The sequence below is a fragment of the Streptomyces sp. LS-MS-L19 genome (assembly GCF_058382285.1).
The window spans coordinates 1,421,061-1,436,580 of the sequence record NZ_JBYCLL010000001.1; the positions used below are offsets into that span (position 1 = coordinate 1,421,061).

General features: G+C 71.5%; 15 protein-coding genes. 10 read left to right on the plus strand and 5 right to left on the minus strand.

Annotation, left to right across the window (positions count from 1 at the left end):
• Nucleotides 1–49 precede the first annotated feature (49 nt).
• Nucleotides 50–595 carry a GNAT family N-acetyltransferase gene (locus AC2XR2_RS06100; protein ID WP_491514520.1) on the plus strand — a complete coding sequence of 182 codons (546 nt, stop codon included), beginning with the start codon at nucleotides 50–52 and terminating at the stop codon, nucleotides 593–595.
• On the opposite strand, the gene AC2XR2_RS06105 is transcribed toward AC2XR2_RS06100, so the two are convergent.
• Complete coding sequence (locus AC2XR2_RS06105) at nucleotides 585–2,027, minus strand: aldehyde dehydrogenase (RefSeq protein WP_491518415.1); 1,443 nt, start codon at nucleotides 2,025–2,027, stop codon at nucleotides 585–587. The genes AC2XR2_RS06100 and AC2XR2_RS06105 overlap by 11 nt on opposite strands.
• Before the next feature lie 141 nt (nucleotides 2,028–2,168).
• Between AC2XR2_RS06105 and AC2XR2_RS06110 the strand changes: the two genes are divergently transcribed.
• The 3 genes from AC2XR2_RS06110 to AC2XR2_RS06120 all read left to right on the plus strand — a co-directional run bounded on the left by AC2XR2_RS06110 (nucleotide 2,169) and on the right by AC2XR2_RS06120 (nucleotide 4,755).
• Nucleotides 2,169–3,215, plus strand: a complete 1,047-nt coding sequence (locus AC2XR2_RS06110; RefSeq protein ID WP_449348637.1) for an alpha/beta fold hydrolase — start codon at nucleotides 2,169–2,171, stop codon at nucleotides 3,213–3,215.
• A 73-nt stretch (nucleotides 3,216–3,288) separates the two neighbouring features.
• Nucleotides 3,289–4,140, plus strand: coding sequence for an alpha/beta fold hydrolase (locus tag AC2XR2_RS06115; RefSeq protein WP_491514521.1), 852 nt, complete (start codon nucleotides 3,289–3,291; stop codon nucleotides 4,138–4,140).
• Nucleotides 4,141–4,266: 126 nt separating this feature from the next.
• Nucleotides 4,267–4,755 (plus strand): TetR/AcrR family transcriptional regulator, encoded by a 489-nt coding sequence (locus AC2XR2_RS06120; RefSeq protein ID WP_330269793.1) that lies wholly within the window; start codon nucleotides 4,267–4,269, stop codon nucleotides 4,753–4,755.
• Here AC2XR2_RS06120 and AC2XR2_RS06125 read toward each other — a convergent pair.
• The 3 genes from AC2XR2_RS06125 to AC2XR2_RS06135 form a co-directional block, all read right to left on the minus strand.
• Nucleotides 4,672–5,601, minus strand: coding sequence for a prephenate dehydratase (locus AC2XR2_RS06125; protein ID WP_381301387.1), 930 nt, complete (start codon nucleotides 5,599–5,601; stop codon nucleotides 4,672–4,674). The genes AC2XR2_RS06120 and AC2XR2_RS06125 overlap by 84 nt on opposite strands.
• 61 nt (nucleotides 5,602–5,662) lie before the next feature.
• Entirely contained in the window at nucleotides 5,663–7,330 is a 1,668-nt protein-coding gene (locus AC2XR2_RS06130) for a dolichyl-phosphate-mannose--protein mannosyltransferase (protein WP_381301385.1), read from the minus strand.
• 99 nt (nucleotides 7,331–7,429) lie between these two features.
• Nucleotides 7,430–8,002 (minus strand): helix-turn-helix domain-containing protein, encoded by a 573-nt coding sequence (locus tag AC2XR2_RS06135; protein WP_449349713.1) that lies wholly within the window; start codon nucleotides 8,000–8,002, stop codon nucleotides 7,430–7,432.
• 64 nt (nucleotides 8,003–8,066) lie between these two features.
• Between AC2XR2_RS06135 and AC2XR2_RS06140 the strand changes: the two genes are divergently transcribed.
• The 6 genes from AC2XR2_RS06140 (at nucleotide 8,067) to AC2XR2_RS06165 (ending at nucleotide 14,112) form a co-directional block, all read left to right on the plus strand.
• Nucleotides 8,067–8,990, plus strand: a complete 924-nt coding sequence (locus AC2XR2_RS06140) for an NAD(P)/FAD-dependent oxidoreductase (RefSeq protein WP_491514522.1) — start codon at nucleotides 8,067–8,069, stop codon at nucleotides 8,988–8,990.
• A 29-nt stretch (nucleotides 8,991–9,019) separates the two neighbouring features.
• Nucleotides 9,020–10,558 carry an ATP-dependent DNA ligase gene (locus AC2XR2_RS06145; RefSeq protein ID WP_491514523.1) on the plus strand — a complete coding sequence of 513 codons (1,539 nt, stop codon included), beginning with the start codon at nucleotides 9,020–9,022 and terminating at the stop codon, nucleotides 10,556–10,558.
• On the plus strand, nucleotides 10,555–11,016 hold the full coding sequence (locus AC2XR2_RS06150; protein WP_491514524.1) for an NUDIX hydrolase: 462 nt from the start codon (nucleotides 10,555–10,557) through the stop codon (nucleotides 11,014–11,016). The genes AC2XR2_RS06145 and AC2XR2_RS06150 overlap by 4 nt, the downstream gene beginning before the upstream one ends.
• 71 nt (nucleotides 11,017–11,087) lie before the next feature.
• The gene (locus AC2XR2_RS06155; protein WP_491514525.1) at nucleotides 11,088–12,473 is read left to right on the plus strand and encodes an NADP-dependent succinic semialdehyde dehydrogenase; all 1,386 of its coding nucleotides are present in this window, start codon (nucleotides 11,088–11,090) and stop codon (nucleotides 12,471–12,473) included.
• Nucleotides 12,474–12,498: 25 nt separating this feature from the next.
• Nucleotides 12,499–12,735 (plus strand): DUF6213 family protein, encoded by a 237-nt coding sequence (locus AC2XR2_RS06160; protein WP_007380390.1) that lies wholly within the window; start codon nucleotides 12,499–12,501, stop codon nucleotides 12,733–12,735.
• 189 nt (nucleotides 12,736–12,924) lie between these two features.
• Nucleotides 12,925–14,112: a cytochrome P450 gene (locus AC2XR2_RS06165; RefSeq protein ID WP_491514526.1), complete on the plus strand. Its 1,188-nt coding sequence runs from the start codon at nucleotides 12,925–12,927 to the stop codon at nucleotides 14,110–14,112.
• Nucleotides 14,113–14,146: 34 nt separating this feature from the next.
• On the opposite strand, the gene AC2XR2_RS06170 is transcribed toward AC2XR2_RS06165, so the two are convergent.
• Nucleotides 14,147–15,376 carry an acyl-CoA dehydrogenase family protein gene (locus AC2XR2_RS06170; protein ID WP_123759272.1) on the minus strand — a complete coding sequence of 410 codons (1,230 nt, stop codon included), beginning with the start codon at nucleotides 15,374–15,376 and terminating at the stop codon, nucleotides 14,147–14,149.
• Between the last annotated feature and the right edge of the window lie 144 nt (nucleotides 15,377–15,520).

Sequence of the window (15,520 nt, forward strand, 5' to 3'; positions counted from 1 at the left end):
GCCCCCTATTCGGTTGCCGCGGGCCAGCCCGGTCCTATAGGAATCTCGCATGCTCAAGGGCGGCAAAGTCGGGCTCAGGGCCCGTCACGAGGACGACATCCCGGTTCTGCGAACCGAGCTCTTCAACGACGTGGTCAACGCGTCGCGCGCGGAGGGCGGGCCGTGGCGGCCGATCACGCCCGGTTCGAAGGACCCGCGGCTCGTGGTGGACGACAAGGAGCAGGGGCACGTTCCGTTCTCCGTGGTGGAACTGGAGGGCGGGACCCTCGTGGGCACCGCGACGCTGTGGGGCATCGACACCCACAACCGGACCGCGCACATCGGCCTCGGACTGCTGCCGTCCTGCCGTGGCAAGGGCTACGGCACCGACGTGGTCGCCGTCCTGTGCCACTACGGCTTCGTCGTGCGCGGTCTGCACCGGCTCCAGATCGAGACCCTGGCGGACAACGCCGCGATGCTGCGGTCCGCCGAGCGCAACGGATTCGTCCGCGAGGGCGTGCTGCGCTCCTCGGCCTGGGTGATGGGCGAGTTCCTGGACGAGGTCCTGCTCGGCCTCCTCGCCCGCGACTGGAACCCCGCCCCGCTCACACCGTGATCGTCTTGTACTCGGTGTAGGTCCCCAGCCCCACCGCCCCGTACTCCCGGCCGACACCGCTCGCCTTGAACCCGCCGAACGGCCCGTCGAAGGCGACCGACGCCCCGTTGACCGTGACGGTGCCGGTGCGGATGCGGCGGGCCACCGCGAGGGCGTGTTCCTCGTCGGCGGACCAGACGCCACCGGAGAGGCCGTACTCCGAGTCGTTGGCGATGCGGACGGCGTCGTCCTCGTCGTCGTAGGCGATGACGACCAGCACCGGACCGAAGATCTCCTCCTGTGCGATCCGCATGGAGTTGTCGACGTCGGCGAAGACGGTGGGCGTGACGTAGTTGCCCTTCTCCAGGCCCTCGGGAATGTGTGGGCCGCCGGTGACCAGGCGGGCGCCCTCGTCGATTCCGAGCCGGATGTAAGCGCGCACCCGCTCCTGCTGGTCGGGGCGGATCATCGGCCCGATGAAGGTGTCGGGGTCCCCCGGGTCCCCCACCCGCAGCGACTCCACCAGCTCCTTCAGCGCGCTCACGACCTCCTCGTACCGGCTGCGCGGGGCCAGGACCCGGGTCTGGGCGATGCACGACTCGCCGTTGTTGAGCAGAGAGGCGAACCTCAGTCCCGCGACCGCCTTCTCGATGTCGGCGTCGGGGAGGATCACCGCGGCGGACTTGCCGCCCAGCTCCAGGCTGACCCGCTTCAGCTGCTCACCGGCGATCGCGGCGATCCGGCGGCCGGCCCGCGTCGAGCCGGTGAAGGCGATCTTGTCGACGTCCCGGTGCGAGATCAGGTACTCGCTGGTCTCCCGGTCCGCCGGCAGCACGCTGACCACACCCTCGGGCAGGCCCACCCGCTCCAGCAGTTCGGCCAGGAAACCCATGCTCAGCGAGTTCTCCGGCGAGACCTTGAGGACCACGGAGTTGCCGGCGAGCAGGGCCGGGATGATCTTCGAAGTGGCCGAGGAGAACGGGGAGTTCCACGGGATCACCGCGGCCACCACGCCGACCGCCTCGCGCCGCACCACGCTGCGCACCGGGGACGCGGGGTCGGAGGGCACGAGCGTCTCCTCCCAGCCGAACTCCTCCGCCGCCTTCAGGTAGGCGTTCGCCTGCCGGGTCAGTCCGGGCTGCCCGGCGCGGGTGAACCACCCCGCCGAGCCGTTCTCCAGCGAGATCAGGTGGGCGATGTGCTCCGCGTGCTCCTCGCGCAGTGCGTTGAACCGCCGCAGGGCCTCGATCCGCTCCGCGGGCGGGGTCAGTCGCCACGCGCCCTCGTCGAACGACCGGCGCGCCGCGGCCACCGCGCGGTCCACGTCGTCCGGCCGCGCCTGCACGGCACGGCCGATCACCGACCGGTCGTGCGGCGAGGGGATGTCCAGGGGTTCCGGGTCGCTCGGTTCGGCCCAGGAGCCGCCGATGAAGAGCCGGTCGTAGGTGAACATGCGCATCCTTCCGAAGTTAACTGTCACATCAATGTAGCACTTATCGAGCGCGTTCCAGCGTCACCGGTTTGACAGGTGACGCGCGCGATGCCAAGGTCATCACAGCGAGAGCCACGGGGGTCTCGCTCGACGGAGGTTCAGATGATCAACAGGCGTACCTTCAGCAAGGCCGTCGGCCTGGGCACCGGGGCGGCAGCCGCCTCATTGACGGGCCTTCAGGCCGGCGCGTCCGCGGCCACACCCGCCGCGGGCGTGGCCACCGCCGGCCCCGGCGCACACGCGGACTTCGGCAGGCTCAGGCACATCAAGGCAGGCGTCCTCGACGTCGCCTACGCGGAGGCGGGTCCCGCCCACGGCCCGGTCGTCATCTGCCTGCACGGCTGGCCGTACGACATCCACAGCTTCGTCGACGTGGCCCCGCTCCTCGCCGACCTGGGGTACCGCGTCATCGTTCCCCACCTGCGCGGTCACGGCGGCACCCGGTTCCTGTCCCGCAACACCCCGCGGACCGCCGAGCAGTCCGCCGTCGCGCTCGACATCGTCGCCCTGATGGACGCCCTGAAGATCGACAAGGCCGTGCTCGCCGGTTTCGACTGGGGCTCCCGCACCGCCGACATCATCGCCGCGCTGTGGCCCGAGCGCGTCAAGGCCCTTGTCTCGACCGGGGGTTACCTGATCACGAACCGCAAGGCGCAGCTGGCGCCCGCCGCCCCGGCCGTCGAGCACAACTGGTGGTACCAGTGGTACTTCGCGACCGAGCGCGGCAAGCAGGCCATGGAGGACGTCGACCAGCGCATCGCCCTGTGCCGTTACGTGTGGACGCTCGTCTCCCCCACCTGGGCCTTCGACGACGCGACGTTCCAGCGCACCGCCGAGGCCTTCAAGAACCCCGACTACGCGGCCGTCGTCCTGTTCAACTACCGCTGGCGCATCGGCCTGGTCGAAGGGGAACGCCGGTACGACCGCTACGAGCGGCTGCTCGCCGCGCAGCCCCCTGTCGGTGTCCCCACGATCACGCTGGACCCGGCCCTCGATCCCTTCACCGCACCCGGCGACGGCTCCGCCTACCGCGACCACTTCACGGGCCCGTACGAGCACCGCGCGATCGCGGGCATCGGCCACAACCTCCCGCAGGAGGCGCCGGCGGTCTTCGCCCGGGCGGTGGCCGACGCGGACCGCCTGGCATAACACCCACATCACCCTTCAAAGCAGTGACGGGCATCGGACGGCCCGTGGTTCGACTACCCGAGAGGAGTTTGCCGTGGTGAGCATCAGAGGTGGACGCAAGCGCGTGGTGACCGGTGTGGTCTCGGCGCTCACGGCAGGGCTCGCGCTGGGCGCGTTCACGCTGGGCGGCACCGCCGAGGGCACGGCGGGGACCGGCGAGGCGGGCCCGCGCCCCCGGCCGACCGTCGTCCTGGAGCACGGCGCCTTCGCCGACGGCTCCAGCTGGAACGGCGTGATCGCCGCACTGCGCGCCGACGGCTACCCGGTCGTCGCCGCCGCGAACCCCCTGCGCGGCCCCGCCTCCGACGCCGCCGCCCTGCGGACCGTCCTGGACCACGTGAAGGGTCCCAAGATCCTGGTCGGTCACTCCTACGGCGGCAACGTCATCAGCGCGGCGGCCACCGACAACTCCCAGGTCAAGGCGCTGGTGTACGTGGCCGCGTTCCTCCCCGCGCCCGGGGAGAGCGCCCTGGAGCTGACCGGCAAGTACCCCGGCTCCACGCTCCCGGACGCCCTGGACCCCGTCACCTACACCCAGGCCGACGGCACCACCGCCACCGACCTGTACATCCGGCAGGACACGTTCCGCCACCAGTTCGCCGCCGACGTCCCGGCCGACCGGGCCGCACTGATGGCCGCCGCACAACGTCCCATCGCGCAGTCGGCGCTGGAGGAGAAGGCCACCTCCGCCGCCTGGCGGGCCATCCCGTCCTGGGACATCGTCACCACCCGTGACCTCAACATCCCCGTGGCGGTGCAGCGTTACATGGCCGAGCGCGCACACGCCCGCACGACCGAGGTCGCCGCCTCCCACTCGGTCGCCGTGTCCCACCCGCGTCTCGTGGCCGACGTCATCGAGCGGGCCGCCCGCGCGACGGTCCGCTGACCCCGCCGAAGCGCCTCACCGGCATGGCACTACCAGAGAGAGCTGTCACACCCGCCCCCTAGACTGGGCCCGGTGAGAGCCGACGCAGCGCGCAATCTGGAAGCCGTCCTGACCACCGGGGCCCGCATGCTCGCCGCCGACCCGGGCACCAGCATCGCCGGTATCGCGGCGGAGGCGGGCGTGGACCGGCGTACCGTCTACCGGCGTTTCGCCTCCCGCGAGGACCTGCTCGCCGCCATCTACGAAGCCCGTCTGACGGCGATCGAGAAGGCCATCGAGGACGCGCGGCTGCGCGAGGCACCGGTGGCCGTCGCCCTGCACCGCTACGTCGAGAACATCATCGCCGTCAACCGCACCTGGCCCGTCGACCTCGCCCGCATGCTCGCCGACGAGTCGGTCCACGCCCGCCGCGACGCCTGCATCGCCGAGGTCGACGCCTTCCTGGACCGCGCCACCGCCGAGGGCCTCCTGCGCCCGGACGTCCCCGGCGGCTGGACCGGCGCTCTCCTGCCCCAGCTCATGCACCTGGTGTCACGTCAACTGCCCCGGCTGAGCCCCGCGCAGGCCGCGGACGTCGTCGTCGACACCCTGCTGAACGGCCTCGGCCGCTCCTGAGGCGGCCACCGCGGTACGGGAGCGGTGCGGGTGGGCGGGGTAGACGCCGAGGATCCGCACCTCGGTGGAGAAGAAGCCCAGTTCGTGCAGGGCGAGGGCGACGTGCCGCTCGTCCGGGTGGCCCTCGATCTCGACGTAGAAGCGGCTGGCGTCGAGCCCCGCGCCGACCTGGTAGCTCTCGATCTTCGTGAGGTTCACGCCGCTGGTGGCGAACCCGCCGAGCGCCTTGAACAGCGCGCTGGGGATGTTGCGCACGGAGAAGAACAGGCTCGTCATCGTAGGCCGCCCGGTGTCCGGGGCCACGACGGCGTCCCGGGACAGGACGACGAACCGGGTGGTGTTGTCGGGGTCGTCCTCGACCCCGGCGCGCAGCACGTCGAGGCCGTACCGCTCGGCCGCCGCGGGCGGGGCGAGCGCCGCGTGCCGCGGGTCGCCGAGCTCGGCCACCTCGCGCGCCGCGCCGGCGGTGTCGTCGCTGACGAGGGTGCGCCAGCCGCCCTCCCGCAGCACCTTGCGGCACTGCCCGAGGGCGTGGACGTGACTGCGTACGCACTCCACCTGGTCCGCGGTCGCCCCGGGCACGCCCATCAGGTCGAAGCGGATGGCCAGGAAGTGCTCGGCGACGATGAACAGCCCCGACTCGGGCAGCAGATGGTGCACGTCGGCCACGCGTCCGGCCGCGGAGTTGTCCACCGGAATGACGGCCACGTCGGCGGTGCCGAGGGTCACCGCGTCCAGGGCCTGCTCGAAGCTCGTGCAGGGCTGCTCGGCACACCCGGGGTACAGGGTGTGCGCGGCGGTCGCCGAGTTGGATCCGGGTTCACCTTGGTACGCGACGGTCGTCACTGTGCTCGGTCTCTTGTCGTGGGGCGGCGGAAGCTCCGTAACGTATCAGGGTTCCGTCCGCTCAGATCCAGGTGTCCAGCCACATCCGGGAGTGCCAGTCGGCGTACGGGATCGTCTGCCCGGTGTAGAGCGGGAAGAAGTAGATGAAGTTCCAGGCGATGAGCAGGACGAGGGTGCCCGCGGCGACCGCGCCCAGGGTGCGCCGCCTGAGGTCGGAGCCGGCCGGGCCGAGGACCGCGCCGACCGTCATCGCCACCGCCAGGCACAGGAACGGCACGAAGACGACGGCGTAGAAGGAGAAGATCGTGCGGTCCTGGTACAGGAACCAGGGCAGGTAGCCGGCGCCCACCCCGCACAGGACCGCCCCGGCCCGCCAGTCGCGGCGCAGCGCCCAGCGGAAGAGCAGGTAGGCGAGGGCGCCGACGGCCGACCACCACAGCAGCGGGGTGCCGAGGGCGAGGACCGTCTGGGAGCAGTCGACCGCCGTACGGCAGCCCTCCTGGCCCGGTTTCGGCGACTGGTAGTCGAACAGCACCGGGCGGCCCTGGACCAGCCAGCTCCAGGGGTTGGAGTCGTACTTGTGCGGGGTGTGCAGGCCCACGTTGAAGTCGTACACGCCCTGTTCGTAGTGCCACAGGCTGCGCAGCGGGGCGGGGATCCAGGACCAGGTGCCGCCGCGGCCGTCGGCCCAGTGGCGTCCGTAGCCGTCGTCGGACAGGAACCAGCCGGTCCAGGTCGCCAGATAGGTCAGCACGGCGACCGGCACCAGGGAGAGCAGGGACCAGCCGAGGTCCTTGTTCAGCACGGCCAGGTACGGGCGGCGGGAGCCGGTCACGCGGCGGGAGCCGACGTCCCACAGCACGGTCAGGACCGCGAAGAACACCAGGACATACAGGCCGTTCCACTTGGTGGAGGCGGCCAGGCCCAGGAAGACGCCCGCGCCGAGCCGCCAGGGGCGCAGTCCCGTTCCGGCGTGGTCGCCGGTGTGCTCGTCCGGGCGGGCGCGGCCGTCCGCGCCGACCGGCAGGGCGGCCGCGAGGCGGGCCCGTGCGTGGTCCCGGTCGACCAGCAGACAGCCGAACGCCGCCAGGACGAAGAACATGACGACGAGGTCCAGCAGGGCGGTCCGGCTCATCACCACGTGCAGCCCGTCCACCGCGAGGAGCGCGCCGGCCAGGCAGCCCAGCAGGGTCGAACGGAACAGCCGGCGTCCGATGCGGCACAGCATCAGCACGGACAGGGTGCCGAGGGCCGCCGTCATGAAGCGCCAGCCGAAGGGGGTGAGGCCGAACATCCACTCGCCGAGGGCGATGACCCACTTGCCGGTCGGCGGGTGCGCGACGAAGACTCCCGTGTCGGAGAGCGAGACGACCTGGGGGTGGGCGAGGAGCTGCGGGTCGGCGATCTTGCGGTCCGGCCAGGTGCCTTCGTAGCCCAGCCGGAGCAGGGACCAGGCGTCCTTGGCGTAGTACGTCTCGTCGAAGATCACCGCCCGGGGCCGGCCGAGGTGCCAGAAGCGGATCACCCCGGCCACGGCGGTGACGAGCACCGGCCCCAGCCAGTCCCACAGCGAAGGCTTCGGGAAGCGCGGGACGAGGCGTTCACGGACCCCGGTCGCCGGGCGGACCGTGTACCCGTGCCGCCGAAGCCGGTCCTGCCAGTTCACGGGCTGCGCCGGCGTGCGGGTGCCCTCGGCGAGGGAGGAGCTGGTCGTGTGGCTGCTCGTCACCGGACACCCTGCCGTGCGGCGGGGTGCGGTCGCCGCGATATCTCGTCCATCCGGTGAACTTACCCGGGCCGTCGGTCAGTTGTCCCGCGGGGCCGTCGCTCACGCCTTCCGGGGCCGCGCGCGGACGTGCATCCGCTCGCCCTGCGGTCCGAAGAGGCTGAGGAACTCCGCGGGTCCCTCTCCCGTCGAGCCGAACCAGTGCGGCACCCGGGTGTCGAACTCCGCCGCCTCCCCCGCCGTCATCACCACGTCGTGCTCCCCGAGCACCACGCGCAGCCGCCCCGCGAGCACATACAGCCACTCGTAGCCCTCGTGGGTGCGCGGCTCCGGCTCCTCATCCCGGCGCGGCACCAGCACCTTGAAGGCCTGGAGGCCGCCCGGCTGCCGGGTGAGCGGCCAGAAGGTGCGCCCGTGCCGTTCGAGCGGCGCGGACCGCACCCGGGGATCGCCGACCTGCGGGGCGCCGACCAGTTCGTCGAGCGGCACCTGATGGGCCTGCGCGATGGGCAGCAGCAGCTCCAGGCTGGGCTTGCGCAGGCCGGACTCCAGGCGGGACAGGGTGCTCACGGAGATCCCCGTCGACTGGGACAGCGCCGCGAGGGTCACCTCCCGGTCCTTCCTCAGCCGCCGCAGCCGGGGCCCGACCTCCGCGAGAACGTCATCGGTAGTCATGGGTCATATTGCAGAATCGGCAAAGACGTTTGTCAATCCCGTGCGTCGGGTCGACGGTGTCGGTATGACCGAGACATACGAAGTGATCGTCATCGGCGGTGGTGCCGCCGGACTGTCCGCCGCACTCGTCCTGGGCCGCTCCCGCCGCCGCACCCTGGTCGTCGACGCGGGCGAGCCGCGCAACGCGCCCGCCGCGCACATGCAGGGCTTCCTCACCCGGGACGGCATGCCGCCCGCCGAGTTCCTGGCGATCGGCCGCGAGGAGATCAAGGCGTACGGCGTCGAGCTGGTCCGCGACAGCGTGGTGGACCTCGCCCCGGGCTTCGCCGTGACCCTGGCGAGCGGACGCGTGCTCCGGGCTCGGCGCCTGGTGGTCGCGACCGGCCTGAAGGACGAGCTGCCCGACGTCCCCGGCCTCGCCGAGCGCTTCGGCAGGGACGTGCTGCACTGCCCGTACTGCCACGGCTGGGAGGTCCGCGACCAGGCCTTCGGCGTGCTCGCCACGAGCCCGCTCAGCGTGCACCAGGCGCTGATGGTCTCCCAGTGGTCGAAGGACGTGACGTTCTTCCTGCACAGGGTCGCCGAGTCCGACCTCTCGGACGACGACCTGCGCAGACTGGCCGCGGCCGGGGTCGATGTCGTGCCCGGTGAGGTCGCCGGGCTGGTGGTGACGGACGACCGGCTGAGCGCCGTACGTCTGAAGGACGGGACCACCCATGCGCGGGAGGTCGTCTTCACCGCGCCTCGGGCCGTCCCACGAAACGGCCTGCTGGAGCGGCTCGGGGTCGAACTGACCGAGACCCCGTTCGGCGCGTACCCGGTCGTCGACGCGACGGGGCAGACCTCCGTGCCGGGTGTGTGGGCCGCGGGCAACGCGATGGGCTTCGGCGAGCAGGTGATCAACGCGGCGGCGGGCGGCTACCGGGCCGGGGCCACGATCAACGGGGATCTGCTGATGGCTGACCTCGACGCGGCCGCCGGGGTGTAGACCCGGCTCCTCCGGTACACCCTGGAGGCATGCTGCTTGCCCGACTGGCACAGGTGTCCCAGGAGGTCGCCGCGACCTCGGCGCGCTCCCAGAAGATCGCGCTGCTCGCGGAGCTGTTCCGGGAGGCCGAGCCGGACGACGCGCCGATCGTCATCCCGTACCTCGCGGGACGGCTCCCGCAGGGCCGGCTCGGCGTCGGCTGGAAGGTGCTGAGCCGCCCGGTCGCGCCGGCCGCCGAGCCGACCCTGACCGTCCGCGAGGTGGACACGCTGCTCGGCGCGCTCGGCAAGGTCGCGGGCACCGGCTCGCAGGCCGAACGGGCCCGGCTGGTCGGGAAGTTGATGGGCGCGGCCACCGAGGACGAGCAGCGGTTCCTGTTCGGGCTGATCAGCGGGGAGGTGCGGCAGGGCGCCCTGGACGCGGTCGCCATCGAGGGGCTCGCCCAGGCGACGGAGGCACCGCCCGCCGACGTCCGCCGTGCCGTGATGCTCGCCGGCTCCCTCCAGACGGTCGCCGAGGCCCTGCTCACCGACGGGCCGCCCGCCCTGGAGCGTTTCCGCCTCACCGTCGGCCGCCCGGTGCTGCCGATGCTGGCGCACAGCGCCTCCTCGGTGGCCGAGGCGGTCGACAAGCTCGGCGTGTGCGCGGTCGAGGAGAAGCTGGACGGCATCCGCGTCCAGATCCACCGCGACGGCGATGTCGTACGGCTGTACACCCGCACCCTCGACGACATCACCGACCGGCTGCCCGAACTGACCGCGGCGGCGCTGGAGTTGAGGGGGGAGCGGTTCATCCTGGACGGTGAGGTGATCGCTTTCGACGAGGCCGGGCGGCCGCGTTCCTTCCAGGAGACGGCGGGCCGGGTCGGCTCCCGGGTGGACGTGTCGACGGCCGCCGAGGCGGTCCCCGTCTCCCCCGTCTTCTTCGACGCGCTGTCGGTCGACGGCCACGACCTCCTCGACCTGCCGTTCGCCGAACGGCACGCGGAGCTGGCCCGGTTGGTGCCGGAGCCGATGCGGGTGCGGCGGGCGCTGGTGTCGGGACCGGACGAGATCCCGGCGGCGGAGGAGTTCCTCGCCGAGACCCTGAAGCGCGGGCACGAGGGTGTGGTCGTGAAGTCCCTCGACGCGCCCTACAGCGCGGGCCGGCGCGGCGCGTCCTGGCTGAAGGTCAAGCCCGTGCACACCCTGGACCTGGTGGTGCTGGCCGCCGAGTGGGGCCACGGCCGCCGCACCGGCAAGCTCTCCAACCTGCACCTCGGCGCCCGCACGGCCGACGGCGGCTTCGCGATGCTCGGCAAGACCTTCAAGGGCATGACCGACGCGATGCTCACCTGGCAGACCGAACGGCTCCAGGAGCTGGCGGTGGACAGCAGCGGCTACGTGGTGACCGTACGGCCCGAACTCGTCGTCGAGATCGCCTACGACGGCCTCCAGCGGTCGACCCGCTATCCGGCCGGGGTCACCCTCAGGTTCGCCCGGGTGGTCCGGTACCGGGAGGACAAGAGGCCCGAGGAGGCCGACACCGTGGAGACGCTGCTGGCCGCGCACCCCGAGGTGAAGCCGTGAGGACGAGCGCGGGGCTGCTGTTGTTCCGGCACACCGGGAACGGTCTGGAGGTGTTGCTGGGCCATATGGGTGGCCCCTTCTTCGCGCGCCGGGACGCCGGCGCGTGGACGGTCCCGAAGGGTGAGTACGAGCCGGACTCGGAGTCGGCCTGGGACGCGGCCCGGCGGGAGTTCCAGGAGGAGCTCGGGCTGCCGCCGCCCGACGGGGAGGCCGTACCCCTGGGCGAGGTGCGGCAGACGAACGGCAAGGTCGTCACGGCGTGGGCGATCGAGGCGGACCTCGATCCGGCGACCGTGGTGCCGGGGGTGTTCAGCATGGAGTGGCCGCCGAAGTCCGGCCGTGTCCAGGAGTTCCCGGAGCTGGACCGGGTGGAGTGGTTCGGGCTGGAGCGGGCCCGGGCCGTGATCGTGAAGGCGCAGGCCGCGTTTCTGGACCGGCTGGCTGAGCACTCGGCCTGACGTCCACGCGTTGCGGTCGCCCCCGCCGCGCGGGAAGGTCGAAGCACAGTCAGCTCTTCAGGAGGTCGGTCATGCCCATCGCGACGGTGAACCCGGCGAACGGCGAGACGCTCAAGACGTACGAGGCCATGGGCGAGGAGGAGATCGAGCGCAGGCTCCAGCTCGCCGAGGCGACGTTCCGCACCTATCGCACGACGTCCTTCGCGGAGCGCGCCCGTCTCCTGAACCGGGCCGCCGAGCTCCTGGACGAGGGACAGCAGGACATCGCCCGGGTCATGACCACCGAGATGGGCAAGCCGGTCAAGCAGGCCCGTGCGGAGGCCGCCAAGTGCGCCAAGGCGATGCGCTGGTACGCCGAGCACGCCGAGGCGCTGCTGGCCGCCGAGGAGCCCTCGGAGTCCGACGTCAAGGACTCCGGCGCCGCACGCGCGCGTGTGCTCTACCGGCCGCTGGGTCCGGTGCTCGCGGTGATGCCGTGGAACTTCCCGCTGTGGCAGGTGGTCCGGTTCGCCGCGCCCGCGCTGATGGCGGGCAACGTCGGTCTGCTCAAGCACGCCTCGAACGTGCCGCAGACCGCGCTGTTCCTGGAGGACCTCTTCCACCAGGCGGGCTACACCCAGGGCTGTTTCCAGACGCTGCTCGTCGGGTCCGGGGCGATCGACGACATCCTGCGCGACGAACGCGTCAAGGCGGCCACGCTCACCGGGAGTGAGCCCGCGGGGCGGGCCGTGGCGTCCACCGCCGGGGACATGGTGAAGAAGACGGTGCTGGAACTCGGCGGCAGCGATCCGTACGTCGTGATGCCGTCCGCGGACATCGACCGGGCCGCCGAGATCGCGGTGACCGCGCGGGTGCAGAACAACGGGCAGTCCTGCATCGCCGCCAAGCGGTTCATCGTGCACACCGACGTCTACGACCGGTTCGCCGAGCGGTTCGTGGAGGGCATGAAGGCGTTGAAGGTCGGGGATCCGCTGGAGGAGGACACCGAGGTCGGGCCCCTGGCGAGCGAGCAGGGCCGGACCGACCTGGAGGAGCTGGTCGACGACGCGAGGCGCAGCGGGGCGAGTGTGCTGTGCGGCGGGGAACGGCCCGACGGGCCCGGCTGGTACTACCCGCCGACCGTCGTCGCCGAGGTGACCCGCGAGATGCGCATCCACCGCGAGGAGACCTTCGGTCCGGTGGCCACGCTGTACCGGGCCGCCGACCTCGACGAGGCGGTGCTGATCGCCAACGACTCGCCGTTCGGGCTGAGTTCGAACGTGTGGACGCGGGACGAGGCCGAGGTCGACCGGTTCGTACGGGATCTGGAGGCCGGCGGGGTGTTCGTCAACGGGATGACCGCCTCGCATCCGGCGTTCCCGTTCGGCGGGGTGAAGCGGTCCGGGTACGGGCGTGAGCTGTCCGGGCACGGAATCAGGGAGTTCTGCAACATCACGACGGTTTGGCACGGAGCGTGACGCTTGCGCGGCTACGATCCCGGGTGTGAACCGCGAAGTGACTCTGCCTCTGATCGTCGATGACCGCGGGACCTTGCAGGTGGCTGCCGCCGACGTGAGCAAGCTGCTCCGCAGTCTTGGCGGGCGGTGGCTGCACTTGGTCGAGGCCGGGGCCGACGGGCTGGACGAGGATACGGTGGCCGCGCTGACGATCGAGCTGGCGAAGCTGGCGGATCGGATCGATGTCGCGTGCATTGCGCACAGTAGCGGTGGGGCGCCGTAGGGGTTGCTCGTTCGCGGCCGGGTGCGGGTTCGATGTGGTTGCTCGCGCCCACGCGGCGAAGCCGCACATCGATACAGCCCCGCGCCCCTGTCGGGCACATACACGCGTTCGGAGTAATCCCGCGCGAGGTCGCCGCCTCTTCGGGTGATCGTGGTCTGGACCACTCCCTGAGGTGAAGGCAGGCGGTTCATGGCGGCCACCGAAGAGACGATCACCGAGATCCTGCCCCCGATCCGACACTGGCCCGCGCTCCGCCTGAACGGCGTCGACTTCGACCCGGTGCTCACCGAGCTGATGCGCGAGGGCCCCCTCACCCGGATCCAGCTGCCCGACGGGGAGGGCTGGGCCTGGCTGGTCACCCGGTACGAGGACGTACGGATGGTGACCGACGACCCGCGCTTCAGCCGCGAGGCCGTCATGGACCAGCCGGTCACCCGGCTCGGCTTCCTCGACCCGCCGGACCACACCCGGCTGCGTGGCGCGGTGGCTGCCGCGTTCACCGCGCAGGGCGTGGAGCGGGTACGGGAGACGTCCCGGCGGATGCTGGACGAACTGGTCGACGAGCTGGTGCAGGACGGGCCGCCCGCGGATCTCACCGCCGCCGTGCTGACGCCGTTTCCCTCCGCCGTGATCTGCGAGCTGATGGGTGTCCCGGCCGCCGACCGGCACGGCATGCACACCTGGACGCGGCTGATCCTGTCCTCCTCGCACGGCGCGAAGGCCGGTGAGCGGGCGCGGGACGAGATGGGCGCCTACTTCGGCGATCTCATCGGGCTCCGGGAGGGCAGCTCCGGCGAGGACGTGACCTCATTGCTCGGGGCCGCCGTGGGCCGGGGCGAGGTGACCCTGGAGGAGGCCGTGGGGCTCGCGGTGCTGGTGCAGCTGGGCGGCGGGGCGGTGACGCACAACAGCGGGCAGATGTTCTACCTGCTGCTGACCCGGCCCGACCTGGCCGAACGCCTGCGCGCCGAGCCGGAGATCCGCCCCCGGGCCATCGACGAACTGCTGCGCTGGATCCCGCACCGCAACGCCGTCGGACTCTCGCGGATCGCCCTGGAGGACGTGGGGATCCGAGGCGTACGGATCCGGGCGGGCGACGCGATCTACGTGTCGTACCTGGCGGCGAACCGGGACCCTGACGTGTTCCCGTACCCGGAGACGATCGACTTCTCCCGCGGCCCCGACCCGCACCTGTCCTTCGGGTCCGGCCCGCACCACTGCCCGGGCCAGATGGTGGCCCGGCTGACGTGCGCGCTCCTGGTGGACGCGCTGCTGGACCGGCTGCCGGGGCTGCGGCTCGCGGTGGAGCCGGAGCGGGTGCCGTTCCGCAGGGGCGCGTCGGTCCGCGGCCCCGAGGCCCTTCCGGTGACGTGGTGACGGCTCCGGAAGGGCTCCTGGCACTCGGACTTCGTCAGCGGATGGACATCCCCGAGAGCGTCCGGGCGATCACCAGTCGCTGGATCTCGCTCGTGCCCTCGAAGATCGTGTAGATCGCCGCGTCGCGGTGCATGCGCTCCACCGGGTACTCCCTGGTGTAGCCGTTGCCGCCGAGGATCTGGACCGCCTGCGCGGTGACCTTCTTCGCGGTCTCGCTCGCGAACAGCTTCGACATCGAGCCCTCGGCGGCGGTGAACTGCTTGCCGTTGATGGCCATCCAGGAGGCACGCCAGACCAGCAGCCGGGCCGCGTCGATGGACGTCCGCATGTCGGCGAGCTGGAAGGCCACGCCCTGGTTGTCGATGATCGGACGCCCGAACTGCTCACGCGTCTTGGCGTAGTCGAGGGCGACTTCGTAGGCCGCACGGGCGGTACCCACGGCCATGGCGCCCACCGCGGGACGGCTGGCCTCGAAGGTCGCCATCGCCGCGTTCTTCACGCGCTCGCCGTTGCCGGCCTTCGCCCGCTCGCGGGCCCGGGCCAGGCGCTGGTCCAGCTTCTCCTTGCCGCCGAGCAGGCAGTGGCCGGGGACGCGGACGTTCTCCAGGACGACCTCGGCGGTGTGCGAGGCGCGGATGCCGTGCTTCTTGAACTTCTGGCCCTGGGACAGGCCCGGGGTGTTCGGCGGCACGATGAAGGACGCGTGGCCCTTGGAGCCGAGCTCGGCGTCCACGACGGCCACGACCACGTGGACGTTGGCGATGCCGCCGTTGGTCGCCCAGGTCTTGGTGCCGTTGAGCACCCACTCGTCCTTGGCCTCGTCGTACACGGCACGCGTGCGCATGGAGGCCACGTCGGAGCCGGCGTCCGGCTCGGAGGAGCAGAACGCGGCGACCTTGACATCGTTGGCGTCGCCGTACATCTGGGGGATCCAGGTGCCGATCTGCTCCTCGGTTCCGTTGGCGAGAACGCCCACGGCGGCGAGTCCGGTGCCTACGATCGACAGGGCGATGCCCGCGTCGCCCCAGAACAGCTCCTCCATCGCCATCGGGATACCGAGCCCGGTGGGGTCGAAGTACTGCTGGGCGTAGAAGTCGAGGGAGTAGATGCCGACCTTCGCGGCCTCCTGGATGACCGGCCAGGGAGTCTCCTCACGCTCGTCCCATTCGGCGGCGGCGGGGCGGATGACGTCGGCGGCGAAGCCGTGCAGCCAGTCCCGCACCTCCTTCTGTTCGTCGTTGAGCTCCATGGTGAACTCGGCCATGTCCCCTCCAGCGGCGGCGCACGTACATGTTACTAGCGGTAACCCGAGTCTGTTACCCACGGGTAGGAAAAGTCAACTCCGATGACCGGTCAGCAGCCTGTTCGATGCGCGCGACCTGCCGAGTGTTAGTTTGCGCAGGCGTCA